This is a genomic window from Halorientalis sp. IM1011, from assembly GCF_001989615.1.
Classification (GTDB): Archaea; Halobacteriota; Halobacteria; order Halobacteriales; family Haloarculaceae; genus Halorientalis.
The window spans coordinates 2,887,933-2,912,988 of sequence record NZ_CP019067.1 but is presented as its reverse complement, the minus strand read 5'-3'; the positions used below and the strand labels follow the sequence as shown (position 1 = coordinate 2,912,988).

General features: G+C 61.5%; 31 protein-coding genes, 1 tRNA gene and 1 other RNA gene. 15 read left to right on the top strand and 18 right to left on the bottom strand.

Annotated features, from left to right (window positions below; all coding sequences use genetic code 11):
• Positions 1-55: 55 nt before the first annotated feature.
• Positions 56-1,066, bottom strand: coding sequence for a sulfite exporter TauE/SafE family protein (locus BV210_RS15120; RefSeq protein WP_084802651.1), 1,011 nt, complete (start codon positions 1,064-1,066; stop codon positions 56-58).
• A 654-nt stretch (positions 1,067-1,720) separates the two neighbouring features.
• On the opposite strand from BV210_RS15120, the gene BV210_RS15110 reads away from it, so the two are divergent.
• Positions 1,721-2,803, top strand: coding sequence for a DUF4397 domain-containing protein (locus tag BV210_RS15110; RefSeq protein ID WP_172824908.1), 1,083 nt, complete (start codon positions 1,721-1,723; stop codon positions 2,801-2,803).
• Between the two features lie 137 nt (positions 2,804-2,940).
• Here the strand turns inward: BV210_RS15110 and ffs are convergent.
• Both ffs and BV210_RS15100 read right to left on the bottom strand, forming a co-directional pair.
• Positions 2,941-3,252, bottom strand: an RNA gene (ffs, locus tag BV210_RS15105) — signal recognition particle sRNA.
• Positions 3,253-3,344: 92 nt separating this feature from the next.
• On the bottom strand, positions 3,345-3,740 hold the full coding sequence (locus tag BV210_RS15100; protein ID WP_077207447.1) for a hypothetical protein: 396 nt from the start codon (positions 3,738-3,740) through the stop codon (positions 3,345-3,347).
• Between the two features lie 103 nt (positions 3,741-3,843).
• Here BV210_RS15100 and BV210_RS15095 point away from each other — a divergent pair, with 103 nt between their 5' ends.
• Positions 3,844-4,182, top strand: coding sequence for a DUF5798 family protein (locus BV210_RS15095; RefSeq protein ID WP_077207446.1), 339 nt, complete (start codon positions 3,844-3,846; stop codon positions 4,180-4,182).
• 19 nt (positions 4,183-4,201) lie between these two features.
• Here BV210_RS15095 and BV210_RS15090 read toward each other — a convergent pair whose 3' ends face one another.
• The 3 genes from BV210_RS15090 to BV210_RS15080 all read right to left on the bottom strand — a co-directional run bounded on the left by BV210_RS15090 (position 4,202) and on the right by BV210_RS15080 (position 6,274).
• Positions 4,202-4,612: a CoA-binding protein gene (locus tag BV210_RS15090; protein WP_077207445.1), complete on the bottom strand. Its 411-nt coding sequence runs from the start codon at positions 4,610-4,612 to the stop codon at positions 4,202-4,204.
• 42 nt (positions 4,613-4,654) lie between these two features.
• Entirely contained in the window at positions 4,655-5,290 is a 636-nt protein-coding gene (locus BV210_RS15085) for an ATPase domain-containing protein (RefSeq protein WP_077207444.1), read from the bottom strand.
• 123 nt (positions 5,291-5,413) lie between these two features.
• Positions 5,414-6,274 (bottom strand): geranylgeranylglycerol-phosphate geranylgeranyltransferase, encoded by an 861-nt coding sequence (locus tag BV210_RS15080; RefSeq protein WP_077207443.1) that lies wholly within the window; start codon positions 6,272-6,274, stop codon positions 5,414-5,416.
• A gap of 139 nt (positions 6,275-6,413) precedes the next feature.
• Between BV210_RS15080 and BV210_RS15075 the strand changes: the two genes are divergently transcribed.
• The 5 genes from BV210_RS15075 (at position 6,414) to BV210_RS15055 (ending at position 9,719) form a co-directional block, all read left to right on the top strand.
• Positions 6,414-6,488 (top strand) — tRNA-Arg (locus tag BV210_RS15075).
• Between the two features lie 409 nt (positions 6,489-6,897).
• Positions 6,898-7,059, top strand: a complete 162-nt coding sequence (locus BV210_RS19985; protein ID WP_157526057.1) for a hypothetical protein — start codon at positions 6,898-6,900, stop codon at positions 7,057-7,059.
• A complete protein-coding gene (locus BV210_RS15065) occupies positions 7,056-7,754 on the top strand; it encodes a DNA cytosine methyltransferase (RefSeq protein WP_077207441.1) in 699 nt (232 codons plus the stop codon). Before BV210_RS19985 ends, BV210_RS15065 begins: the two co-directional genes overlap by 4 nt.
• Entirely contained in the window at positions 7,751-7,957 is a 207-nt protein-coding gene (locus BV210_RS15060) for a sigma factor-like helix-turn-helix DNA-binding protein (protein ID WP_077207440.1), read from the top strand. Before BV210_RS15065 ends, BV210_RS15060 begins: the two co-directional genes overlap by 4 nt.
• A gap of 112 nt (positions 7,958-8,069) precedes the next feature.
• Entirely contained in the window at positions 8,070-9,719 is a 1,650-nt protein-coding gene (locus BV210_RS15055; protein WP_077207439.1) for a MarR family transcriptional regulator, read from the top strand.
• A gap of 249 nt (positions 9,720-9,968) precedes the next feature.
• Here BV210_RS15055 and BV210_RS19980 read toward each other — a convergent pair whose 3' ends face one another.
• The 7 genes from BV210_RS19980 to BV210_RS19975 form a co-directional block, all read right to left on the bottom strand.
• Positions 9,969-10,355, bottom strand: coding sequence for a hypothetical protein (locus BV210_RS19980; protein ID WP_157526055.1), 387 nt, complete (start codon positions 10,353-10,355; stop codon positions 9,969-9,971).
• A 230-nt stretch (positions 10,356-10,585) separates the two neighbouring features.
• Positions 10,586-11,707 (bottom strand): hypothetical protein, encoded by a 1,122-nt coding sequence (locus BV210_RS15050; RefSeq protein ID WP_157526053.1) that lies wholly within the window; start codon positions 11,705-11,707, stop codon positions 10,586-10,588.
• A complete protein-coding gene (locus BV210_RS15045) occupies positions 11,700-12,485 on the bottom strand; it encodes a hypothetical protein (protein WP_077207437.1) in 786 nt (261 codons plus the stop codon). The genes BV210_RS15050 and BV210_RS15045 overlap by 8 nt, the downstream gene beginning before the upstream one ends.
• On the bottom strand, positions 12,482-13,060 hold the full coding sequence (locus BV210_RS15040) for a hypothetical protein (RefSeq protein ID WP_077207436.1): 579 nt from the start codon (positions 13,058-13,060) through the stop codon (positions 12,482-12,484). Before BV210_RS15040 ends, BV210_RS15045 begins: the two co-directional genes overlap by 4 nt.
• A gap of 21 nt (positions 13,061-13,081) precedes the next feature.
• Complete coding sequence (locus tag BV210_RS15035; RefSeq protein WP_077207435.1) at positions 13,082-14,611, bottom strand: hypothetical protein; 1,530 nt, start codon at positions 14,609-14,611, stop codon at positions 13,082-13,084.
• Positions 14,612-14,613: 2 nt separating this feature from the next.
• On the bottom strand, positions 14,614-15,003 hold the full coding sequence (locus tag BV210_RS15030) for a hypothetical protein (protein ID WP_077207434.1): 390 nt from the start codon (positions 15,001-15,003) through the stop codon (positions 14,614-14,616).
• Between the two features lie 78 nt (positions 15,004-15,081).
• Complete coding sequence (locus tag BV210_RS19975; RefSeq protein WP_157526051.1) at positions 15,082-15,627, bottom strand: hypothetical protein; 546 nt, start codon at positions 15,625-15,627, stop codon at positions 15,082-15,084.
• Positions 15,628-15,920: 293 nt separating this feature from the next.
• Between BV210_RS19975 and BV210_RS20490 the strand changes: the two genes are divergently transcribed.
• Positions 15,921-16,175, top strand: coding sequence for a hypothetical protein (locus BV210_RS20490; protein ID WP_077207433.1), 255 nt, complete (start codon positions 15,921-15,923; stop codon positions 16,173-16,175).
• Positions 16,176-16,189: 14 nt separating this feature from the next.
• Here BV210_RS20490 and BV210_RS15020 read toward each other — a convergent pair whose 3' ends face one another.
• Together BV210_RS15020 and BV210_RS15015 are read right to left on the bottom strand one after the other, a co-directional pair.
• Positions 16,190-17,254 carry a DUF6602 domain-containing protein gene (locus BV210_RS15020; RefSeq protein ID WP_157526049.1) on the bottom strand — a complete coding sequence of 355 codons (1,065 nt, stop codon included), beginning with the start codon at positions 17,252-17,254 and terminating at the stop codon, positions 16,190-16,192.
• Between the two features lie 54 nt (positions 17,255-17,308).
• On the bottom strand, positions 17,309-17,584 hold the full coding sequence (locus tag BV210_RS15015; protein ID WP_084802648.1) for a transcriptional regulator: 276 nt from the start codon (positions 17,582-17,584) through the stop codon (positions 17,309-17,311).
• Positions 17,585-18,159: 575 nt separating this feature from the next.
• Between BV210_RS15015 and BV210_RS15010 the strand changes: the two genes are divergently transcribed.
• Positions 18,160-19,206, top strand: a complete 1,047-nt coding sequence (locus BV210_RS15010) for a site-specific integrase (protein WP_077207430.1) — start codon at positions 18,160-18,162, stop codon at positions 19,204-19,206.
• Positions 19,207-19,531: 325 nt separating this feature from the next.
• On the opposite strand, the gene BV210_RS15005 is transcribed toward BV210_RS15010, so the two are convergent.
• On the bottom strand, positions 19,532-19,948 hold the full coding sequence (locus BV210_RS15005) for a PIN domain-containing protein (protein WP_077207429.1): 417 nt from the start codon (positions 19,946-19,948) through the stop codon (positions 19,532-19,534).
• 8 nt (positions 19,949-19,956) lie between these two features.
• Positions 19,957-20,187, bottom strand: a complete 231-nt coding sequence (locus tag BV210_RS15000; RefSeq protein ID WP_077207428.1) for a hypothetical protein — start codon at positions 20,185-20,187, stop codon at positions 19,957-19,959.
• A gap of 218 nt (positions 20,188-20,405) precedes the next feature.
• Here BV210_RS15000 and BV210_RS20785 point away from each other — a divergent pair, with 218 nt between their 5' ends.
• Both BV210_RS20785 and BV210_RS14995 read left to right on the top strand, forming a co-directional pair.
• Positions 20,406-20,528 (top strand): hypothetical protein, encoded by a 123-nt coding sequence (locus BV210_RS20785; RefSeq protein ID WP_256385539.1) that lies wholly within the window; start codon positions 20,406-20,408, stop codon positions 20,526-20,528.
• A 74-nt stretch (positions 20,529-20,602) separates the two neighbouring features.
• On the top strand, positions 20,603-21,595 hold the full coding sequence (locus BV210_RS14995) for a DUF5784 family protein (RefSeq protein WP_077207427.1): 993 nt from the start codon (positions 20,603-20,605) through the stop codon (positions 21,593-21,595).
• On the opposite strand, the gene BV210_RS14990 is transcribed toward BV210_RS14995, so the two are convergent.
• Positions 21,596-22,024, bottom strand: coding sequence for a DUF5796 family protein (locus tag BV210_RS14990; protein ID WP_077207426.1), 429 nt, complete (start codon positions 22,022-22,024; stop codon positions 21,596-21,598).
• 320 nt (positions 22,025-22,344) lie between these two features.
• Between BV210_RS14990 and BV210_RS14985 the strand changes: the two genes are divergently transcribed.
• The 4 genes from BV210_RS14985 to BV210_RS14970 all read left to right on the top strand — a co-directional run bounded on the left by BV210_RS14985 (position 22,345) and on the right by BV210_RS14970 (position 25,049).
• Complete coding sequence (locus tag BV210_RS14985; RefSeq protein ID WP_077207425.1) at positions 22,345-23,196, top strand: shikimate kinase; 852 nt, start codon at positions 22,345-22,347, stop codon at positions 23,194-23,196.
• Positions 23,154-23,459 carry a chorismate mutase gene (locus BV210_RS14980; protein WP_077207424.1) on the top strand — a complete coding sequence of 102 codons (306 nt, stop codon included), beginning with the start codon at positions 23,154-23,156 and terminating at the stop codon, positions 23,457-23,459. Before BV210_RS14985 ends, BV210_RS14980 begins: the two co-directional genes overlap by 43 nt.
• Before the next feature lie 118 nt (positions 23,460-23,577).
• The gene (locus BV210_RS14975; RefSeq protein ID WP_216640628.1) at positions 23,578-24,078 is read left to right on the top strand and encodes a PIN domain-containing protein; all 501 of its coding nucleotides are present in this window, start codon (positions 23,578-23,580) and stop codon (positions 24,076-24,078) included.
• 137 nt (positions 24,079-24,215) lie between these two features.
• Positions 24,216-25,049: an ion transporter gene (locus BV210_RS14970; protein ID WP_077207423.1), complete on the top strand. Its 834-nt coding sequence runs from the start codon at positions 24,216-24,218 to the stop codon at positions 25,047-25,049.
• Positions 25,050-25,056: the final 7 nt, after the last annotated feature.

The window sequence follows — 25,056 nt, the reverse complement described above, 5'->3', positions numbered from 1 at the left end:
GGGAGCGTATTCGCCACAGTCGTATTTGAACGCGCCTACGACCCACAGGTGACGGTCACGCGAGTTGCAAGAGCACGACAAGCCCGATCCCGAAGGCGTAGACGGGGATGAGATACGCCAGCAGTTTTCCAGGGACAACCCGGACCAGGTACGGTGCGAGGACGGCGGCGAAAACCGATCCGACGAGCAGGGAGGGGAGTAACACGAACTCGACGGAGAGGCCGACTGCGAACAGCGTCAGGTACAGGAGCGTTCCGACGATCGAAACCAGCCCTTCCGCGAGCGCGGTGATCGCCGCCGCGGTCTTCTCGTAGACACCGGCGAAGATCTGCCCGAGCGTCACGACGGGGCCGAAGCCACCGCCGGAGATACCCTGATTGACGCCCGCCAGCAGGGCGAACCCGACCAGCCGGCGCGGGCGGTAGACGTTCGAGCGCGGGAGATACTGTCTGGCGACACCGATTACCCCCATGCCGATCACGAGAACGGCGACGTACCCCTCGATCACGGTTCCGGGGAGCCCTAGCGCGAGGTATGCGATCAGGATCGACAGGACGGCACCGACGACGCCACCTGCGGTCAGCACGAGCACGGCACGGGTCGCGTCGGTCAGTGGCGGCCGGATCGAGAACTCGACGTTTTCGAACTCGTGGTGCATCGCACCGGCGAGTAAGCCGCTTATACTCTGGGTGACGAGGAGGGCCGGGACAACCTCCAGCGGCGCGTAGTTCAGCGAGAACAGGAGCGGAGAGAGCGCGGTCCCGAACCCCATCCCGGCGGCCGAATCGAGTGTCTGAAAGACCGCGCCGGCGACGATCACCGACGGGACGAACAGCCGACCCACAGCGGCGGGATCGGCCGGCCGGACGCCAGCAATCCAGACACTCGTGAGGAAGCCAGCGACGAACACGACCGCGAGCCAGCCGAGTCGGCGGCGGGTCCGCTGACCGATCCGGGCCCGTTCCGCCAGCGACTGCCGATCGAGTTCCCGCGCCACGGCGTCGATGTCTCTATTCCCGTACGCCGGTTCGACGTCCTCTATCTCCGTGATCCGTCCTCCGGACATCCCTCCCGTCGGGAAGAGCGGACTCCGAGATTGTAATCCAGCGCGTACCAGCCCCACGGGTCGACCGTGGTGCAGCGAAACCGAGTGTATCCGTGCGTGTCCGAAACCGTCAGCGGCCGGCCGGACATCCGGCAGGCTCTGGCTCGCTCCCCTTCACCATGCCACCGTGGCCACCGCCGATCAGCGTGGCGAGCGGGGTCGGGTCGCCCTCGCGCCCCGGTAATCCGGATGCCGGCCGCCAGCGAAACGACAGGGGATCGGCTTACCGCGACTGCAACTGGCGCAACGTTTCGTCACCGGCGACAGTCAGTCCCCGCGAGTCGATTCCGGGGCGCTCCCGCCGCTCGTCCGATCCGTCTGCCGACAGAAAGCCGGACAAACTCGAAAGAACCCGGGAATCGAGAACCGTCGGGCTCTCGGATACCGGATTCCTGCGGATCGGTTCGGACCCCTGCTGTACCTGGGTTTGACAGTCCATACGCCGGATGCACTCGTTCACGCTCGCGGACAGTACCGAGCCAGTTCCGGCGGTCGGTGGCTATATTCACCACCAGTGACAGTTCCGGCCGCCTGCACTTACCTGTGCGTGCAACAGTCGTCGCGTCTACTACTTTCCGCATAACCAAGGATTGGCCTGTGGTGAACTGGTGGTGCATGGTTTCAGCAAGAAAACGCAGTACGCAGGTGGTGGCGATTACGTTGCTTCTGGTCGCCGTCGGGGGTCTGGCGGCGGTCAGCCCCACAGTCGCACAGGAGGACGACGACGAGCAGGAACCCGGCTCTCAGATCCGTCTCGTACACGCGGTGCCCGGCGGTCCCGCCGTGGACGTGTACATCGACGGTGATCGTGTCCTTCAGGAGGTGGATCCCGGCGAGGTTGCCAGCTATCAGGAGGTCGAACCCGGGAACCACTCCATCGTGATGGTCGCGGCCGAGGAACCCGGTGGCGTCGTGCTCGACACGGAGATCGAGACCGAAGAGCGCGGGAACTACACCGTCGCGGCCGCGGGCCAGTTCGAGGACGGTGAGGCACAGGTCGACCCAGTCGTGTTCCTCGACAACGCGACCCAGCCGAACGCCGAGTTCGGGTCCATCAGGGTCGGCCATCTCGTCCCCAACGCCTCCGCGGTCACGGTGACGCTCAACGAGACCGGCGGCGTCGTGTTCGAGGACGTCGCGTTCGGCGAATCCTCGCCGTACAAGACGATCCCCCAGGGCGACTACACCCTCGACATCCGCACCGGCGGCCCGGACGGTGAGGTCGTCCAGACCGTCGACGCCGACCTCGCCGCCGGTGAGGCGGCCACGGTGCTGGCCATCGGTTCGGACGACGAAAACGAGACCCTCCAGGTTCTCCAGCTGACCGACCCCACTGGCCCGGAGGAACTGTCACCCGATATCGTCCCCGAACCCGACGGTGACGCGGCGGACGATACCGACGAAGAAGACACCGAGAACGAAACTGAAGACGCCGAAAACGAAACCGAAGCCGGACCGATCGAGATCGGCGAATCCGACGTGATCGACGGTGACATCGAGGAACCCGACGAAGACACCGCCGACGAAGACACCACAGACGAGGACGGCGAGGCGACCGACGAGGACGCCTTGGATGAAGACGAAGCGGCAACTGAGGAAGAACCCGACGACGAAGACGACACCGAGGAAACCGACGGTGAGGTCGCCGACGACGAGGACGAGGGAGAGGAGACCGAGACGGCCACGCCCGAGGAGTGACGAGCGCCACGAGTCCAGCGTCGATTCGGGTGTGTCCCCCGATCCGTCGCGGTCGCGACCCCTCTTTTTTGGACGCGTGAACGAGACACGATGGCGAGTTTACGTGCATCTATGGAGAGAAAACGACGGTATGAATGGAATGGACCTCGGGATTGCCCGGCGTTCGGGCGCGGGTAATCCCGCGTGCCTCCTCCACCCCGCGACCCTACGAGCGACGGGTGTCCGGGGATCCGCTGCTCGCTTCCGCGCCTGACGGGGTGTCCCCGATTAACCGCACCGGATCGCCCCTGCAGGCGAGCCAGTGGGGACCGCCGCCCCCGCAGGACGAGGCTTCGACGTTGGCTTGCGGGGCCCGCGTCCGTCTGACCGGACGCCCCCGAGCTTCGGTCCCCGCTAAAGACCATATCGCGGGTTCAGGGCAGGGCCTAACTGCCCGACCTAGTCCACTCCCTCCTTATCCGGAGCCCCATAAGGGCCTTTCGGATGCGCCCCCGTCGCCCGATTTCCACGTGGTCAATGCGTCCGTCGCTCGGGCCGCCACTCAGAGCAACCCCAGCGCACGGGCGAACCACGCCGAGCCGGCGGGGACGAACACGCTCGCCCCGGCGACGATCCAGCGGTGGGCCGTGTCGATAGCGACCACGTCCACGCGGACGGTCAGCGCCCACGCGACCGCGATGACCGCGATGACCGCACCGAGAACCAGCGCGACGCCGGCACTGAGTGCGGGATCGGAGCGCCCCTCGCGGCCGGCGGCCAGCGCGATGAGGGCGACTGCGGCGAACAGCCCGGCCAGCAGCGGGTTGATCGCACCCGATCCGTAGTAGAGGCCGACGCCGGCCACGTCTTCGACGAGGACGTAGGGCGCGGCCAGGGCGAGGAGGACGGCCAGACAGCCGACGATACCGACGAGCGGGGCGATCCGGAGGTCGTCCATACCCCCTCTGGTCGCCGACAGGACTTAATCGCGGCGTTGTGCGGGCGATCAGACGCGCCGGTCAGCCGAAACGGCCACAAGCGTGCGCGCTAAACGATGCCGCATGGTCGGACTCGGTGACACGAAAAAGAAGATCGAGAAGATGATCTCGGCGGCCGAAGACCTCTACGAGAAGATGAACCAGTTGCGGGCGGAGATCGACGACCTCCGCTCGAAGGTCGAGAAGACCAGCGAACAGGTCGACACGATGGCACACGACCTCGACGAACAGCGGGTGCTGGTCGAGCAGTTGGCCAGCGAACAGGGGATCGACGTGGACGAGGTTCTGGCCGAAGCCGCCATCGAGGAGGCCGACACCGGGGAGAGCGCCGAGAACGGTGCCGAGAACGGCGCCGAAACCAGCGGCGCGGCCGGCGGCAGCGCCGCCGAACCAGAGGACTGAGTGGCGGATCGCGCGGCCCTCAGCCCATGAGCCGCTGGTGTTCGACTTTCAGACACCTGTCTTGCACGACCCGACGCCCGGCGTCTTCGGCCCGTGCGGCCGCGTCGTCGTCCGTGATGTCGAGTTGCATCCAGACGACCTCCACGTCGTCCCGTTCGAGCACCCCGTCGACGATTCCCGACACCTCCTCGCTGGGGCGAAACACGTCGACGATGTCGATGTCTTCCTCGACCTCGGCCAGCGAGTCGGCAGCCTCTCGGCCCAGGATCTCGTCGGCGTAGGGATTGACGGGGACGATCTCGTAGCCCTGCCGTTGCATGTAGGCCGGAATGTCGTGGGCGGCCTTGCCGGCGGTCGACGAGCAGCCGACGACGGCGATGGTTTCCAGCTCCAGAATCTCCCGGAGTTCGTCGTCAGTTTCGACTGGCATGGGAGAACGGAGGTCGGGAACGACCAAAAACCTGTCCGGAGGTCAGGGTTCGACCGCTTCGGTGTCGACCCCGGGGAGCTGGAGGGTGACCGAGCGGTCCTCGTCGGTGCGGACGACGCCGTCGAACAGCTGGATGAGCGTGTTCATCGTCTCCTCGTCGTGGGCCGTCGACTCGATGACGTGGATACCGACGGCGTCGGCGTTCTCGATGCGACTGGTGAACACGTGCATGAACCGGAACACGGTCTGGAGGTTCGAGTAGAGCAGCAGCGTCGACAGCGAGTCGACCACGACGCGGTTGCGCTTGCTGTTGCGCTCGCGGTAGAACTCCTCGACGAACTCCGAGAACTTGATCCCGATCCCGGTCATGTCGACCGGCGACGAGGCGTACTTGACCGTATCGGTGTCCGAGGCCGACTGCCCCTGATGTTTGGTGACACAGTCGACGACACCGATGTGTGCGTCCTCGGGATGGGTGAGCAGCGAGCGAAAGTCCGTCAGGACGCGCTCGGAGTTGTCCCGGGTCGTGACGACGATCGAACCCTCTCCCTGCTCGGCCCCGGCCTCCAGGGCCTGCATCGCCAGTTCACGCTTGCCGGACAGCGGCGGCCCGGCGACGAGGATGTTGGTCCCGGGATCCACCGTCGCGTCTCCGAACTCGGTTCCCAAATCGTACATGAATGGTCTCGTTGAAACAGGTCGACCGCGTGCGGACCACGGTCTAACTCCGTGTACTACATTCTGCTGTGGGCACACATATATGCTTTTGTGTGCTGACCGCCGTTGAACCCGCGAGCGCGACTACGCCAGCAGTACTGCACGTCCGACGACGAACGCGACCGCCGCCAGAAACATCCCGTATTTGAGGTGTGACTGGCCGGCCGTCGGATCTCCGAACCCCTCGTAGCCCGCGTACAGCATCACCAGATCCGCCGGCACGACGACGACGAGATAGGCTACCCCGAACGTCCCAAGCAGATACGGCACTGGACTCGCGACGGCGGCGACGACCAGTAGCGCCGCCGCGAGACCGAGCGCCCGCCGTTCCCCGATGGCGATCGGCAGCGTGTTCAGCCCCTCCTCGCGGTCCCCCGCCACGTCCTCGACGTCCTTGATGATCTCCCTGGCGAGCGTCGACAGCGCGGCCAGCAGGAAGAGGACCACCACCGACGCGAGTACCGTCGGCTCCACCGGCCAGACCGCCGCCGTCCCGAACAGGAACGTGCTCCCGCCGAGATACGCCACCAGCGCGTTCCCGACACCGGGGAGCCCCTTGAACAGCTCCGTGTAGGTGATCAGCGCGAGCAGGTTGAACACCGCGATGGCGATGGCCAGCAGCGGTAACAGCGCCAGCGCGAGTACGACTGCGACGAGAAAGAGCGCGACGCTGAACAGGAGCGCCCCGCGCGGTGAGACCGCACCCCGGGGAATCGGACGGTCGGGCGCGTTGATCCGGTCGATCTCCCGGTCGAAGTAGTCGTTGATCGCGTTGCCCGCGCCGGTCGCCAGCACGGTCGCGGCGACGGCCGCGACGACCGGCACGGCCGGGAGCGACCCGCCGACGGCGACGAACGCACCGATGAACGTCAACGCCCCGGCCGCGATCGCGTTGACCGGCCGCGTCAACTCTACCAGCCCGCGAACGCGCTCCGCCGTTCCCATGTCCCCTTCTGCCGACGACCGAGTGATAAACCACCCGATACGTCGCGCTGCTGGGCGGTTTGCGGACCGCGATACAGTGGCACATCCACCGACGCCAACCGAGTCGTTTAACAGGGGCGGTTGATTACCGAACGGCCGAGGGCGCTTAGCTCAGTCTGGACAGAGTACTTGGCTTCGGACCAAGCTGTCGCGGGTTCAAATCCTGCAGCGCCCATCTTGTTGCGGCACGGAACGAATACAAAACCCAACAGCCGATAGAGCGTCTGTTGTTCGGACATTCGGCCTGTTCGGAGATATCAAAATCGGCCCCTGAAATCGGGTTCGATTGGGGACCAACTGCGGCCCGCCGCCGTCTGGCGGTGACTCAATACAACCGAGCGGCCGAAACGGGGTGTTGGGCGTGAGCAAATCCGCCGCTTCCGGGTCCGAAGTCCCGGAGACGACGGTTCGGAACCGCTCACAGTACGCCGACACCCTGCATCGGCCCGATCCGGACCGCGACGAGCCGCGGCCAGCCTGCTGGGAACAGAATCGCGAGGGGGAGTTCACCACAGTGCCGACGGTCGCGTATCGGCCGCACTACGAGTTCTGTGGGAATCCGGAGTGCTTCGGAGGTGAGCGCCATGTCTGACCGGCCGAAAGCGCTCGTCGAAGCTCAGAACAAGGCGCTCCGAAAGGAGAACGAACGGCTTCGGACATACGCCGACCGGTACTTCGAACTGGTGGCCCGGTTCCCCGAGATCGTTCAGAAAGCGATCGAGGCCGCGGACGGTGATGAGTCATGAGCCGGCCGTTGGTGATCGACGCCTACAGTGGGCCAGGCGGTGTCGGGCTGGCCCTGGACGAACTTGACGTGCGCCACCTCGGGATTGATATCCAGGACTACAGCGAGACCTATCCCGGCGAGTTCGTGCAGGCCGACGCCTCTCACGTCCCGTTCATGTCGCGGTTCCCGTCCCCGTCGTTGCTCTGGGTTTCGCCGCGGTGTCAGGCGTATTCGAAGCTCTCCTACGCGAACGCGGGCCGGTACGATTGGGACCAGACGCCGAAAGAGCGGTATCCGACGTTCGCAGACCTAAACGTCCGGGCAGTCATCGACGCGGTGGACCCGGATCACTACATCATCGAGAACGTCGCGACCTGCGACGATCTCCGGGAGCCGTGCCGATTGAACGGGCTGGCGTTCGGGCTGCCGATCAACAACGAGCGCCACTTCGAGACGAGCTTTCCTGTTCCCGACGCTCGGGACCGTGGCACGGCCGAAATACCGATTGGGAAGGACTACGTGCGGCACGAACTCGCGGCGGCCAAGGGAATTCCGGCCGAGTGGTCCGAGTCCGAGATCCGGTCGGCCATCCCGCGTGAGTTCGTGCAGTACCTGCTGCACTACTGTCCGAGCATCCCAGACGTTCCGCTACCTGACGCGCTCAGACAGCGGCCGCTTGCTGAGTTCTCGATCCAGGGAGGTGGGCAGGCGTGAGCGCCGAGCAGGCGAACCTCTGGGACTTCGCCAAACCAGACCTGTCCCGACTGACCGAGGCCGAACGCGAGGTCTACGAGGCCGTCGATCAGGGGCCCTACGGCGCGCGGGAGTACGCGCGATATACTCAGCGGTCGCCGGGGACGGTGAGCAACCTGCTCCGTCGAGCGCGGACCCGACTCGACACGGAGGGGTCGACGTGAGTCCCGACGACGTGCCCTGGCCAGTGGAGTTCGTGCGGGCGTCGGAACTCCGCCGGGGTGCGACAGACGCCGAGGTCAAACACGCGATAGTGACTGCCGAGGACGACTGAGGATGCGCGCGGTCGACCCGGCTCCCCACGAGTTCGCCGCGAACTTCCTGTTCGCGGAGGACGGTCTCGCACCGTTCTTCGCCGCTGACTCCCAAGTGAAGGCTGGCGGCGGGAGTCAGCGCGGAACGTTCGTCGACGACGGCGAGGAGTGGGTCGTGAAACTCTACTACCAAGACAGCGGGATCGTGCATCCCGGTCGACAGACGCCGACGGGGACGGACTGGCTACTCGACGAGATGCGTGAGTTCCGGCTTTCAGTACAGCGGCACCCGAGCGAGGATTCGGTGGGCGAGCAGGATTTCAATGCGCACCTGGCCCCGCGCTGGCAGGGCATGGAGGTGGAGAAGAACGACGGCGACACGTTCGAGTTGGACGTGCCCGAGGAGATCGACGAGGCGGTGAACGTCCGGGTGAACGGCAGCAATATCGAGTTCACCCGCTACCGGCGGTTGTTGAAGAAAGCGGCGCTGTCGGTCGGGATTAACGGCCGGTACTTCGAGGAACCACACGAGTACAGCAACGTGCAGGACGCCGAGATGTACGTCCGGCTGCACACCGACGCGAGCGGGCCGGTCCACGCGCGAGATGGACCGATCGCTTCGATGGGCCACTTGCTGGAGAACGACCGCCGAGGCTACCGGAAGGTGGTGCAGAACGACGACGATGACCACGGCCAGAACCTGCCGGGCTACTACCACACGGCGACGTTGGACCGGCGACGGATTCGCGAGGCGTTCCCGGACCACCGCCTGCCGAAAGAGGTGAAACACTACTACAGCCGGCAGGCGCTCTCATTCGACAGAGACCACCCGCTCCGGCACCCGAAGGTGGGGTCGAGCTATCAGGCGAGTCTGATGCCCGACGACGAGCACATTCCCGTCGACGAGGAGAGTCTGGAGGAGCTGGCCGCCGAGTTGAGTCAGACCGTTCACAGTGTCCTGCTTGATGCGGGGCTCGATATCGCGCCGGAACACGGGGACGGCCCCTTCGTTTCTGATGCGTACTTCGACATGTCGGTGGGTGAGGGTCACCGAGAGGCGGTTTCGTTGGACCTGGCGCATATTCGGCACGAACAGGAATCGGTGGTGGTGAAACACCTGGCAGACGGCCTGAGCCCGGTGCAGTGGGAGTCCCTGGATACGTTGGTGTCGGACGGCGGCGAGGTCGCGCCTGCGGACATAGCCGACGAACACGGCCGGCACGTCGATAGCGTGCGGCGGGCGCTCCGGGAGATCGAGGACATGGTGGACCGCGAGTATGGGTCGGTGTCGTTGCGGAGTACCTACGTCGCGGAGTTGGTTCACGACGCGGTACAGGAAGCGCGAGACACCGTGCAGAAGGCCGCCGAGGCGGGCGCGCGTGCCTTGGAGGCCGCCGAGCGCGGCCTGGACGAACGCACGAGCGCGTTCCTGGCGTGGGCGGCGAAGTACGGAGTCGACGTGGACGACCGCCGGGACGCGCGGATGAAGCTCCGCCTGGGTGACTTGGATCCAGACGCGGACCCCGATCCGGCCTTCTTGGTCCGGCAGGCCTTCGAGCGCTGGACGGCCATGAACCGCGACGAGTCGACGTTCCGAAATGGTGTCGTCGAGTTCAACGGGCAACGGACCGAGATATGGCGGTTCCTGGCGCGGAACGCTCGAACTCTGTGAGCGCCGCGGTGAGTGGCAACACTCCCGCCCACCCCTGATTTTCCCGTGATTCGTCGGTTTTGACCCCTGGATAGCCTTGGGCTCAGTCGAGATCGAGACCGGCGAGCGGTCGCGCTGGCCGGGCTGGCCCGGCCACCCGACGGGGAAGCACGACCCGGGGGGTCGTGTTCCCCGTTAAGGGTGTGGCTAAGACCACCTCATCAAAATACACCACACCGCTCCGCCGCAGGCGGCGCGCGAAATTTCAGATTAGTCGCCCTCCTCCACAAATGTGATTCTCTCAACGCTTGAAAACGAGACAAAGATCCGATCATGGCCTCCTTCTGCCTGTTCAATGTCTTCCTGGCTAATTTCCGTCCTCTCGATTAACGCGTCAAGCACTTCTGCATCTGTAAATTCGATAGCATCTTTTAAAACAAATCCAGGTGGAAGCGACATCACCTTCTCCACCGTCCCTTCTATTCCGTGGATATTCTTCCTTTTTTGTTGTATGTTGCCAGACCCAATATCAGTCACCTTCACTCTTTCAATTCTAATCCTCTTTCCTTTGTACTCTCTCCAGTAGTCAATAGCATTTTTCGCTTCATTAGCTATCTCGCCGGTTGGCGCAATCCGCGCTAATAATCGAGAAAGCATGTTTGGTATTATTATACTATATGTGGTAGAAATAGTATTCTCTTCGTGTTTAAGCTCGATAAGATCGGTGTTATATTACTCAAGTCCAGATAGCGATCTTGAAATGACCCCTGGACCGCGGATTTACCGCCCCCGGGTTCCGGAGAATCGCGCATATACGCGCATATATTATAGAGATATACTCGCCTGGCGGAAATGGAATCGGAAGAAACGCGCCGCCGGCTGGTGATTCACGCTGGGTCAGATTCCGAGTCTGATTCCGCGGGGTCGTCGGTGTTGTTGTAGACCCAGGTCTTGGACATTCCGACGATATCAGCCACCTCCGTCCCGCTCATGCCCTTGTCTCGAAGCCGTTGGGCCTGGCGGACCTTCTCGTCTTTCCGCACGTCCTCCGGGCTCTCGGTGCTCTCACCGTCGCTGACGGCCCCGCTCATGTCGAAGACGGGTTCTTCGGTCGTCGAGAAGCGGAGGCGGCTCTTCTTGATGCCATTGAAGGTCGTTTTCGGTTTGGCCTTCTGAATCTCGGTTGCGTCGACGAGTTCGTCCCCGTAGACTTCGAGGCGCTTCTTTCCGGGCTTGTGAACGAACGCACCGGTCTGCGCGACGAGTCGCCGGAGATCTCGCGAGAGGTCGGTGACGGTCTGGCCGATAAAGCAGATGCACCGTTTCGTGCCCGCGGGTGCGTTCCCTTTGCGCACGAGCTTGAGCAGCCTCGCGAGCGCGTTCGCTTTCTGTTGGTCGCTCCCGACGCCAGTGAGACCCTGGCCGGTCTCGTCGATCAGCAGGTAGAAGTCGTCGGTCGACTCCTTGAACAGCGTCTCGACTTCCTCGTAACTACTGGCAAACTCGACGTGTTCGTTCTTCTTGGCGGCGCTCTCCACGTTCGTCACGATCCGGCCGCGGGTGACCATGTGCCACTCGTCAGCGCCGGAGAGACCCCAATCGGTCTTGCCCGACCCCATTCCGCCAGTGACGAACAGCACCGAAGCCTCCGAGAGGAGCGTGGAGTGCAACCAGCGGCGGTAGCTCCCGCTCTCAGCATCTTTCTCGTGGTTGACCATGCCGACGGCGTACTGCATCTGACTGACGTTGCCGGCTTCTACGGCGTCAGTGAGTGCGTCGGTGGCTTCGTTCCGGAGGATCGTCTGGTAGAGTTCGGAGTCTTCGACCGAATCGAGTCCTGGGTGCGCGTTCGGGTCGAACGCGGTCGCGAGCGTGTTCAGAAGCTCGCGCGGATCGGCGTCCGGGGCCATGCCCGCGTGCGGGTGCGATTCTTCGACCGCGCCCTCGGTCACGCGCTTGCGGAGTTGCGCGGCCGAGTAGGTAACCTGCTCGGAGGCTTCCTTACTCATCTACCTCACCTCCGTCCGTCGCGGCGGGTTGCTGGCCCGTCCCTGGCGTCTCGCCGGGTTTGGGGTCGGGGCCGAACTCCTCACCGTCTTGGTGTTCGGTCTGGCGTTGCTCGTCTCGCTCCCGTTCTTCGAGGTCCTGAATGTCGTGGTCGTCAAGCGCGTCTTGGACGGCTTCCTCGATGCGTTCGCCCTTGTGGACGGCAGTGCCCTCGTACTGACTCACGAGATCGTTGACGATGCCGCGGACGGCCGTGCGCACGATACTGCCCATGCGCGTTCGGATGGAGAGTCCTTCCTGAGCCTGCTGTTCGAGCGTGGTCCGGATCTCGTCGATGCGTTCGCGTTGTTCGAGGAGTTCCAGGTCCGACGCCGAGCCGCGCCAGGTGCCGATGCACACGTCGTAGTCGGGCCAGTACTGCCGACAGGCGTAGGCATCCGCGCTGGTCTTGAGCCGGTAGAGTTCGCCACTCTCGACGGTCAGCTTCTCCCACTTCTCAGGACTCAAGCGAAACACCGCGAAGCCGTTGTCCCGGGCGTCGATATCGACCAGATACGTCCCGCCGGGGGAATACAACCAGTCGACAATGCGCATGGCGGGCGCGTAGCCGAGTGCGATTGCCGCGAGCGCGCCCACAGCAAACAGACGCGGCTCGCGCGGGATCTCCGGCGGCTCGGGTAGGCCGAACCACAGGGCCAGCCCGACGGTGACGACGGTCGCGCTACCGATCCACCACCGATACGCGGTCAGCAGTTCGACGGCGGCTTCGCGTCGGTTCATAGGACGCGAGTCACCTCCCCTTCGTCTTTGGTGACGCGACGATACGCGACGCCAGAGATGACCAGCAGACCGCCTGCGAAGCCGGAGAGGCCGGCGATCTGGGTGTCCTGCCACGTCGGCCGGCCACGAAACAGGTGACTGTCGCCGGACTCGCCAGCGATCCGGTGGGGGACGGCGTAGCGGGTGTTCCCGGTAACGACGGTCACCCCAACGAAATTGCCTTGCCGGGTGACGGGCATCTCGACGGTGACGGTGCCTTCGATGACTTTCGTCTTCGAGGGGAGCTGGCCGCCCTGACGGAACGCGCCCGCGTCGTAGAGTGTGACTGCTTGCGGGCCGTCCGCCCGGAAGGTGAGCGAGAGGGTGCCGTTCCCACCGTCTTCCACAGGTTCGTAGCTTGTGTTGACGAGCGTCAGCCCGTCGGTGACGACTTCGCCGCCAGTCTGGTTGGTCTGGTTAGTAGTCTGTGCAGTGGCCGCGCCGGTCCCGATCGCCAGGAACGCGACGGTGATTCCGACGAGGAGAACGCTACAGCCGACGGCCAGCAGCCGAGTGTATCGGATTGGTAGATTCATGGTCTGAAAAGCGTAGTTTCGTCAGTTCCGGGTGACGAGTCCGAGGGTGACGATCGCGCCGATCGCGACGACGACACCAGCGCCACCGAACGGGAGCGAGGCCCCGAGGCCGTCGAAGTCGAACAGTCCGCCAGTTCCGCCAGCAGACTTGTTTTCTAATTTCCTCTCACGGGCCTCAAGCCGAACCGTCAGGTTCTGATATTTGTCCGACAGTGCAGCGAACTCGGAGAGGTTGGTTGTCCTCGTACTCGTGGGATTCGTGTATTTCACGGTATCCCCGTCAGAGTAGTTTGCCCCCTCGAATCCGTCCGCAGAGACCAGCGTAAACTCGTTCTTGAGGGGTACAGTATCTCCAGACTCAGTTACGACATACTGAGGGCCGGCTATCTTCGATGAGTTGTAGGTCTGCCCCACAACAAAGCCGTCTCCGGGAATCGCGTCACTCATCAGAGTCCCGTTATGGACCGTCCCGGTTCGCCCGTCGCGGATCTGCATGGCGCGGATATTGTTTAGGTCCTCTGGGGGGGAGATTCCGAGAGACGTGAGGCTGCGAAGGGTCCACGTTGACCCGTCCGCGGCGTCCGGTTCGTAGTTCCGAGCCCCGAGATACGGGTCCACCAAGTCCGAGCGATCTATTACGCCAGCAGACCACGCATCATAGGTTCTATTGGCGAAATCCCCGACATTCGAAGCGACGGTATTCGCCTGTGACTCTAGCTCAGACCATTCACTGCTGTAGGTGCCAGTGAACGACTCTAAGCGGGTCTCAGAGTCCAATTGATCCGGGGGAACCACGTCCACAGATTGCAGAGGTCCGCCGCTGACCGAACCCTGCCCCTCGTTGGTTACGTCGTAGGTGTGGCCCGCGCCTCCGCTGTTCTCTAAGACGATCTCCTCGGTCTGGTATGAGGTCCCGTTTACGAGGGTGACGGTCGTGTCCTGCACGTTGACGACCGCGACACCACCGGGATCTCCCTGTGTGGTGTCGAACCTGATAATGTCCTCCGAAGACAGATTTTGCTCAGAATCGGCCTTAGAGGCTATGTCCTCCAAGTGACGGGCGCGAGACTCGAAGGATCTTGCTAACTGCACTTGAGAGGCAGAGTAGTTGTCTTTGACTGCACGCTTTGCCGTCGTTATGGACTCTGCCTTGCTTTGAGACGTGTTCAGAGACCGGATGAAAGCGTTTTTGCCTTCGATTCGCCGAACGGTCTTTAGCCCACTCCCGAGGTTCTGGAAGGTGGTGTTTAGCGTCTCATGCTGCGCGGTAGCACCCTTGTACCCCGTGAACAGGTCTGCGTGGGTCTGGTGTGCTTGGTTTTCGTTGATTTTGTCCTGATCAACACTACTACTATCAGTTAGGCAAGAGACAACTTCGCCAGCCATTGCGTAGTAGTTCGGCATTGGCCCGATGTTATTCTCCATACCTGCTTTGATAGGTTCGCAGTCATCGCCGTTTGCTGCTGCCGCGGTCCCGACCGGCGCGACCGCCGACGAGACGAGGGCGATCGCGAGCAGCCCGGCGAGGACTCGCTGGGTGAGTTCCCGCATGGTCACCCCGCGTAGGAGAGCGAGTAGAACCCGCCCGCCTGGACGATCACGGCCACGAGGCCGGCGATCTGGTTACTTAGCATACCTTCCAACAGCGGCATGAACGGCGGGAACAGCACGAGGCCGATCGTCGCCAGGGTGATCCACCGCTCGACGTTTGTCATCTGCGAGAGGTCCCGGCGGTTGCTCGCGTAGGCGGCGAGCAGGGCCAGCACCGAGATGATGCTCGCGTAGGAGATGGTCGTCTTGTAGTTCTCACTCGCGAATTGGAAGGCGGTACTTGCGAAGTCGAACCCGAACAGCGAGAAGCTGATCAGGCCGGTCGCGATCGCGGAGGACAGCACGAACAGCGGGCTGACCACCACGTCGTCTAAGTCGAATTTTCCTTGCATCGTGCGACTGTCGTCAGTGAGACGACAGTCGCACGTCTAGGTAATCCGGTAAAAGACAGGGTGTGCAGTGTATGTACTCTACTCGCTGTGTCTGGACGCTACAACTCGTGAAACGGCTTGAGGTACGTCGACCTGCCCCTGTGGTAGTTCCACGGTCACATTCTCCACCCCAGAGCGTTCAACCGTTATTTCGACATCACCGGATGTTCGGCCATCTGCTTCATATATAATATATATCCCGGCACTGAGCAGTAGGAGCCCTCCTACTGCCAACACACCAGCGCTACCGTCTCCGTTCCCCATCCCGAGAACGCCAAAGAAAGTCATGATACCGCCCAAAACTGCCAAAATACTGCCGAAAATCTGCATTGGTGCTCGCGATTCTTCTTCTCGGTGGTACCGAGTCCCGGTCACACTGGGACCTGTGAGAAGCGTACTCCGAATGTCAATCTCTTCTTGATTTGTGTCCTCGTCTTGGTTTATTTTCAGGAGACGGCGGTCGGTGACGGCGATGGTCCGTGTTGTGCCTTTGTTGTTCGATCCTGTGTAGTATTCCTGCAACTGTTCACCATCTGGGACATGATCGCGAAGGATTTCCGTGTGGGATTCAGTGGCGGCTTCCATATTGCGACAGTTGTGAGTGTCGCTTTTCTGTCTTGTAGTTTGTCCTGAAATCGTAGCCGGAACCGTATCGGAAGCCTTGCCACGACCCCAGGGGGTCGCGCATCGAGATTCCGATGATCTGTGATATGCACACGAGCTGGCGCTGGCCGTGTGCATACTCGACCGGACTTGACCGACAGTTTGGAGAGATCGAGGCGGTCGGCCGGTAGAATCGGCTGGGATTTATGAGTGAGATGGGTTTCAGTAACCCACTCTGACTGTGTTTTACGCCGTCGTGTTCACGAGTGGTGGATATGCGAATCCGCGAGGACGGGAAACACGCGCATCGAACTGAGACAATTGAGCAGGCCGCCGAGTTCTGGGAATGTAACAAGACTATAGCTTTAGTAAAATCCGCAGATTTCGCTTGCAGAATGGATGAGCGTATAATAAAAATCCTCAACCGCGAGGACTTAACACCGGAACAGAAGCGATCTATTGCTCAAACACTGACGATACCGAGTATATATGAGATTGAATATCAAGAAAACGTTACTGTTGATAAATGATTTCAAACGGTGATTCATATGTCTACATCTTCTGATTCCAGTCTATCAAGGAATGCCGGTTTAACCCCATTCAGCACCTCATTCGCATCGTAATCTCCATCTGAAATCAGTTGCTCGATATCGTCAATATCAGGGTTTTCAATCTCACTCCGCCTTCCAATCTCTCGGGCAAATTCGATCAAAAATTGGTCTTCAAGTTTCTCGGTTGCCCGATAACCAACCAACATTTGAAGTGGCTTTGTTGTGTCGACGGCCGGAACAAATGGAATTGAAATTGACAAATAATACAAAAACAAAAACAATCCGTCATCTTGGATTAATAAATCATTGGATATGTTCTCACGGCCCTGAATCAAGTCTTTCCATTTCAGGAATTCATTCTTTTCCTCTTCTGTCAGACCCATGGCTTCAACTGTTTCCTCATATTCTGAGGCCCAGGTTCCAGATGGAAGATTCGGACTTGATATAAATTCATTACTTTCAACAATAAGAAATAGATCCCATAATTCGGTATTCTCTGATAAGATGGAGGTGATACGGTCCATGTCTACAGACTTCTTTTCATCATATACAAGACATCTCGCCGTCCGGTCCACCACCTCCCCCTGACCGGAGAACGTCATCGGGATATGATTGAACGAAGTCTTATCCTCTAATTGCTTAATCTTCTCAAGCTTCTCAAGATCAGATTCCAGGTTCTGGACCGTGAGGTTGCTTTTGATTTCACAAACGAAGGCTACTCCGGAAAGAGGTACCCAACTCATTTCACCCGCCTCAAATAGAATACTGGGTTTAGAATTTTTAAACATTGCAAGTACGTCTATCTCATTCTGTTGCGGATTATCAAAAACATCGACACAGTAGAATAAATCGTCAATCACTGCAGTTCTGGTCTGTATGTCATATATCCCATCAAAATATTTTGTGAGAAATCCCGAAAATGCCTCCTCTAACGCTGCGCCCTTGGTATTTGCATTGAATGACTGTTTCCGAAAAAGACGCCATTCAAGTCGTAATTGTTCTTGAAAACCCTCTAAAAACTCCGATAGTCTCTCTGATAACTCATCGTCAGCAAACATAATCCGTCATTGTCGGCTATTCAAAAATATCTTCTCCTCACTACAGGGGGGCAACTATTTATCATCAATTCGTAGGTCGTCCGCTTTGAGATCGCCTGCGAGGTAGTCACGCCCCTTGGTAGTCATTTGATAGTACCCGCGCTCTTCCGAAACCTTCGATAGAAGGCCCCTGTCGGTCAGTTTTCGCATTCGACGGGCAACTGTATCGCGACTTTTGTCTATAACTTCGAGGCGGTCGTGGAGGTTGTACCAGACCACAGTCGGAGGCAGAGCTACGCCGTCTTCCTGAGCAGCAAAGAACTCTAAGACGGCATCGTCGACTTCGTTCATTCCTTCGACACGCGGGCGCATACCCGCAAATCTGAGCAGTACGTGTTAATTCCACCGACCACTCTGTATCTCTGGGTCATCGTATTCGGTACTGAGCTAAATTGTGCAAACAAATAAGTAAGGTGCGTATGTCTGAGCAATATGGAACGATGCACTCAGCCAACCGACCTGACGACTTCGGAAAAGGAGTCTGTCGGGCCGGTCCCGGCCCGAGGGTGTCGTTCTGAGGTGACGACATGATAGATGCGCACCCCTCACGGCAAAAGACAGGTCCCAGTCGGGGACTTCCGGAACGCTTTCCGGAAATCGAGAAGCGAACGGGAGCAAGTCTCTCACGGCAGAATAGCAAGAAAGCGGGGTTTTCTGGAAGTTCCGGAAACGCCCCTGCACGGCCTAAGTGCCAGACGGCCATCGGATCGAGTATGTGGTGCTTGCCAACCACAAGTGACGACCCAGAGGTGAGTAGTTGAGATGCCCGAGTGCTGCCCTGATTGCGGGAACCCCGATATCGTCCCTGAGGGCGGGTGCCCGTTCTGCCACCGGTGCGGCTGGAGCAAGTGCGGCGGAGGTCGCGCATGAGTGACGACGACCTGATTCCGATTCCTCCGAAGGAGGCCGTCGAGCTTCACCTTGACAAGCTGCAGGATACCTCCGCCGAGTGGACGGAAACCAGCCACCGGAGCCATCTCCGGGCCTGGGTCGAGTGGTGCCGCGAGGAAGGCGGTATCGACTCGATGGACGAACTGACGGGCCGGGATATCTACGAGTTCCGCCGGTGGCGTCGTGACGGTGGATACTCGAAAGGTAACGACGAGATCGCGCCGCGAACCTTACACACGGCTCTCTCGACGGTCCGCGCATTCCTCCGTACCTGCGCGTCCATCGAGGCCGTGCCGGAGGACCTGTATGAGCGCGTCCAACTGCCCTCTCTCAGTCGGAACGAACAGATATCCGATTCGTGGCTGCCCCCGGAGCGGGTGACGCCGATCCTCGATTATCTCGACAGCTACCAGTACGCGAGTCGAGATCACGTCGTCTGGGTTCTGGTGTGGCACACCGGAGCGAGACTCGGCGGTATCCGGGCGCTCGACCTGGGCGACGTTGAGTTAGAGGGCTCGGAACCGGGCTTGACCTACCGGCACCGGCCCGGTACCGGGACCCCATTGAAGAACGACGACAAGGGAGAGCGCTACAACCGAATTAGCCGGCGAGTCGCGACAGTGTTGGGTGATTACATCGACGGTCCCCGGAAAGATGTGGTCGACGACAACGGCCGCCGGCCCCTCGTGACGACGGAACACGGGCGAATCTCACCGACGTGCATCCGGAACGCGTTCTATCGGTGGACGCGCCCGTGTTTCGTCGGTGAGGAGTGTCCGCACGACGAGGACCCGGAGACTTGCGAATACACGAAGTACGTCGGGATGACGAAGTGCCCGTCGGCTCGCTCTCCCCACGACGTGCGGAAGGGCCGGGTGACGAAGTACCGGCACGACGGTGTGCCCCGAGGAGTGGTCGCGGACCGGCTCGACTGCTCCGAGGAGGTCCTGGATATGCACTACGACCGAGCGAACGAACGTGAGAAAGCAGATCGACGCTGGAAATTCATCAATGACTCCTAACACACAAGTGGAGACCGACGTAACGCACGCTAGAAGGCCGCTCCGTCCCTGCAGCGCCCATCTTGCTGCCGCGAACGAACCGTGAGCGGCAGCAATGTGGCCGCGAAGGATTTGAACGAGGGGAGACGCAGCGCCCGAGCAGGGCGAGGGCGACCGTCTCCACGTAGTTCACAATCCTGCAGCGCCCACTTCTTCGAGGGCGGGAATCGCCCGGCAAAGCCGTAGGAATCCTCAAACTGTACGTAGCCGCGTTGTTTGATAGGTAGATCGTGTCTGCAAAAATTCGCGGACATCCGGACTATTGGTGAATTAATCCCACAGTGAGTCAGAGCGTGTCGAACGAGTCGATGACATCACTCGTCGAGTACGTCTCGACTAGATCCTGTTCGTCGAAGTCGGAGTCGTCACTCCAGATGGCCGCGTCCCTGGCTATCGCACATGCCAGATACAGTACATCGTCGGGATCGGTATCGTTGATCGCCTCTTTTGCCCTATCGATAGCCGGATAGAAATCGTCGGCAGGCACGACTTCGATATACTGGAACAGAAGGTCGATGAACTGTGCCACTCGGTCTGGTTCCATCCCGGACTTCTCTACGATCAGGTCTTCGTAGTTCTCGACCTCGTCGTGCACGAACGCGGGCGTCAGAAGTTCGGGTTCGAGTGTGACGATGAGTTCTCGTGTTTTTGAATCGGCGATGAGTGCCGAGATGACGACGTTGGCGTCGATTACCAGCTTCATCGTGACGCTCAGTCCGATTCTTCGTCGACACGCTTCCGTCCACTCTCGTTGATTTTGTCCGCGATCTCCTGCACATCGCTCTCGGTGAGTTCGCTCTCGCTAGTGAGTTCGTCCATCACTTCGAGCGCGTCGATTTTCTCCTGGATGGCCTGCCGCGTGACCTCACTCCAGTTGATTTCGGGATGGTTCTCCATGCGCTCTTTGAGATCATCGTCCACGTTGACCGTGATAGTCGGCATATAGGAATCTATGGAAACACAGATTACTGTGTCTTTCGGTGCACTTCACATTCCCTGAATTCGGCCGTATCACGTCCTAGAGGTGGGTTCGTTCGGTCATCGGATTCAAGCCTGCAGCGCCCGGGTCGTTGGAGGCGTCAAACAGTTCTACCGCCAGCCCATATCCAGCACAAGTGTTTTTCGGGCGGAGAACCGACCTTTGATGGGGTGCGACTCCCATGCCGATCGCTCCGCACGTCCCGCGAGACGACGACGAAGACCGGAAGGCACCGAATATCGGTGATGTCGTGGAACGGATCATCAACGGGGGCGACCCGTCCCCGACCGCGGTGCCGGCGTGACGAGGAGTCGTAACCGCTCGTTTTCTTCGGCGACGACGCGCAACACGTAAAACACTCGATACTCAAGCGTCGGTGTGGCGAAGCCGCTCCGGTTCCGGGTGTCGAACGAACGCTGGACCGAGGGTCGGGTTCGGTCGGATCTGCTGGGCCCGCTCGACGCGAACCTCGGCGCGACGATGAGCACCCCGTGGTTCAAGCAACCCGAGGGCTACGAGGCCCGCCGGTTCGAGATGGACAACGGCGATATCGCGCTGTTCCTCTGGAACGGGCAGGGCTACTGGCTGGGCAACACCGAGACGCCCAGCGCCCTCTGGCGCACCGAGAAGCACACCTTCGAGGAGGTGCCCGACCGGATTTCGGAGTGGGCCGAACGCGAACTGCTCGCCCAGTTACACGAGGAGTCGCCGTGGCTGGCCGACTACCCGACCATCTCGTGGTTTTTCCTGCCCGTCCTGCTCTCGAAGGACGGCCGACACACCACCCGCGAGTTCCTGCGCGACCACGCCGCCGGATTCCCCGACGCCGACCCCGACGAGGCCCTGCGGTTTTACGAGGAGTTCCTGAAGACCGACGCGCTCTCGGACCGCTACACGATGGCGTCGAAGCTCGGGACGAGCGAACATCTCAACGTTGGCCGGATGCGCTCGACGATGAGCGAGTTCACCGTCGCCAAGATACTTCACGAGGCCGGCTACGATGTCACCCCCGAGATCGAGGTGACGACCGGCCACTTCATCGACTTCCGGGCCGACGAGAACGGCGAGGGGGTCCTCGTCGAGGTGACCCGGCCCCAGCCCCCCGCCGAGCGGGCCGCGAGTTCGGCGAGCAAGTCGATCCGCGAGACCGCCGAGACGAAAGTCAGCGGCCAGCTCTCGAAACACGAGGGCGGCGTGACCCTGTTCGTGGACTGCTCGTCGTTCGCGGATCACCACTGGGAGACGCTACTGGACGAACAACCGGAGGTCCGACACCGCCCCGCGGTCGTCTTCCGGGCCTGGCCCGACGGTCGCGTCGAGGGCTACACGAAGGGGAGCGTGCCGCTGGATCTGCCCGACGGGATCGAGTAGTCAGGCGTCGGCGACGATTTCGAACGCCCGTTCACCCATCTGGTTCTCCTCGAAGACGAACACGCGGCCGTCGGCCCGGTCGAGGTCGGCCTCCACGACGACCCGGTGGGCCTCGTTGCGAACGGCCACGCCGGGGAACACCGTCGTCTGCTCGTCTTTGTCGAGCATCACGCGGCCGACGCCGGTGTCCTGCAGGATGTCGGCGTGTGTCTTCAGGTCGTTGACGTAGGTCAACACGCCCTGTTGCTCGCTGCCGTCGGTGACGAGGACGTGCACGTCCCGGCCGGGTGCGGTTCGGAGCGGTGACTCCCGCTTCTGGGGGACGCCGCGGTAGAACGCCTCGCGTCCGTCCGCGTACTCGACGGTGATCCCGTCCTCGGTGAGTTCGATCGGCAGGGTCTGTGGGGAGACTTCCTCACGACTGCTCATACCCGAAGTGTTCGGGCGCGGGGGCAAAATCCCGTCGGACCACCGGTAGACTCGCTTCGCTCGACTACCGAGCCCCCGCTCGCTTCGCTCGCGAGGACACCGGGAGACTCGTTCCACTCGTCTCCCGAGCCCGGCTTCGCGCTGCTCAGCCGGACGCCGACTGACTCGCTCTGCTCGTCAGTCGAGCCCCCGCTCGCTTCGCTCGCGAGGACACCGGCAGACCCGTTCCACTCGTCTCCCGAGCCCGGCTTCGCGCTGCTCAGCCGGACCGCGACCGGCAACCACCACAGGTAAGTACCGAGATACGAGAGGAGAGGGTGATGGAAGGTCGGGCACGAGCCCCCGCGGCAGGGACAGTGTTGAACGCGCTCGCGACCGGGACGGGCTCGGCGTTCGCCATCGACGCCTACACGACGGCGACCGTCGAGTTGACCGACACCGCCGGTGTCGAAGGCGAAATCGCCGACGCACCCGACGCGGACACACGATTGATCGAGCGCTGCGTCGAACTGGTCGTCGAACGGTTCGGCGACGGACAGGGCGGCCGTGTCCGCACCGAGAGCGAGGTGCCGATGGCCTCCGGGCTGAAGAGTTCCAGCGCGGCCGCGAACGCGACCGTCCTGGCGACGCTGTCGGCCCTCGACGCTCGCGAGGAGATATCGCGGGAGGACGCCTGCCGGATCGGCGTGCAGGCCGCCCGGGACGCCGGCGTCACGGTGACGGGCGCGTTCGACGACGCGAGCGCGAGCATGCTCGGCGGCGTCACGGTCACCGACAACACGGAGGACGAGTTGCTGGCCCGAGAGGAGCGTGACTGGTCGGTGCTGGTGTGGACGCCGCCCGAGCGGTCGTTCTCGGCGGATGCGGACGTAGAGCGGTGCGAGCAGATCGCGCCGATGGCCGAACTGGTGGCCGACCTCGCCCTCGACGGCGACTTCGCGCGGGCGATGACGGTCAACGGCCTCGCCTATTGCGCGGCGCTGGATTTCCCGACGGAACCGATCGTCGAGGCGATGCCGCTCGTCGAGGGCGTCTCCCTCTCGGGGACCGGCCCGAGTTTCACCGCGGTCGGAGAGCACAGCGCGCTAGAGACAGTGCGGGACATCTGGACGGAGCGAGACGGTAACACATGGCTGACAACGACACAGACCGACGGCGCACAGACGAGATGAATCTGGACGAACTCCGCGAGGAGATCGAGACCATAGACCGGGAACTCGTGGAGTTGATCGCTCAGCGAACCTACGTGGCCGAGACCATCGCGGCCGTCAAGGACGAACAGGGCCTCCCGACGACCGACGAGGAGCAAGAACAGGCCGTGATGGATCGGGCCGGCGAGAACGCCGAACGGTTCGACGTCGACTCGAACCTCGTCAAGGCGGTCTTCCGGCTGTTGATCGAGTTGAACAAAGTGGAGCAGCGGGATTCCCGTTAAGTGCGGACCAAAAACCGAGTCGCCTGAACCGAGCCAGTCGTCCAAAGGAATATACGGGTACCGTTCCTCCCCACGCTCATGGGAAGCTATGCGACGCCGCCGGATTGGGTCGACTCCGGTGACGAGTCCGACGACCCGTCTGCCAGACTCGGGGACGTGTTATCGGGCCGACTGGCTGATGTCGAGGTCGATTCAGTCGAGGCGGTGCGGGACGTACGAGAGCGTCGATGAAGGTATTCGTCGATACGAACTTTTCCTCGCGAGTCTCACGGACGAGCCTGCACGGGGAGACGTGGCGACTGAGTTTCTGAACCAGAACCACGATTTCTGCACGTCTATTCTGAATCTGATGGAGATTCGGTCAGTGATGACGAAGAAAAAGCAGGTAGAGCAAGAGCGGGTCGAAGCGGTGATTTCCGACATCTATACCGAAGTCGACATCTACGCGCCGGAGATCAGTGACCAGATATCGGCGTACAGTCACCAACAGGAGAATCTCCTCTACACCCTTGATTGCGTCCTTCTCGCCCTGGCGGAAGACATCGACACTACGTTGGCGACCTTCGACGGAGAACTCCTCGATAACGGTGCCGCCCGTCCGAGCGATTTGATAGAGTGAGTTTACCGACGACCAGTTCAACGGATACCGGAAATTAATTCGCAACCTGTTACATCAGTTCGATACCTGAACAAGGTCGAGCAACGCGAGAGTCGATAGACGGCCAGTTTTGTAACGACCCCGGTACAACGCGGGGTATGGACGACGCACCGGGCGAAGCGGGGTTCAGACAGACGGTCCGCTTTTACCTGCTGGACCACCGGACGGCGCTGGGGAAGACCATCGATATCGCCCTGCTGGCCCTGAACTTCCTGTTCGTCTGTCTGTTCGTAGTCGATACCTACCCCGTGGCCGACGCGTACGGGGACCTGCTCTGGTCGGCCGAGGTGGCCATCGCGGGCGTGTTCCTCGTCGAGTACGTCCTGCGGCTCTACGGCGCGCGGGACCGGATCGCGGAGTTTCTGAACACGTACACGATGATCGACCTGCTGGCGATCCTGCCGACGCTGTTGCTCGTCGCCTTTCCGGCCTCGCTCTTCGCGGTCAACGTCGGGTTCCTGCGCGTGCTCCGGATCCTCCGGGTGTTGCGCTTCTACCGGTTCACGCAGGACGCGGAGTTTTTCTTCGGAACCGTGACGGACAACACGCTGCGGTCGATGAAGTTGCTGTTGACGATCCTCGTGTTGTTGTTCGCCTCCGCCGGCCTCTTCTACAGCGCCGAGGTCGCGGCCAACCCGGGCGTGGACACCTTCGGGGACGCATTCTACTACACGGTGGTTGCACTCTCGACGGTCGGCTTCGGCGACATCATCCCCGCGACGGCGGCGGGGCGGTGGATCACCGTCGCCTCGATCCTGACGGCGATCATCGTCATCCCACGCCAGGCGAGCAAGATTCTCAAGGAGTGGACCTCCCGGGAGAAGGTCAACGTGACCTGCCCGCAGTGTGGGCTCTCCTACCACGATCCGGACGCGTCCCACTGCAAGGCCTGCGGGCACGTCATCTACCAGGAACACGATTCTCGCGAATAGCCCCGAT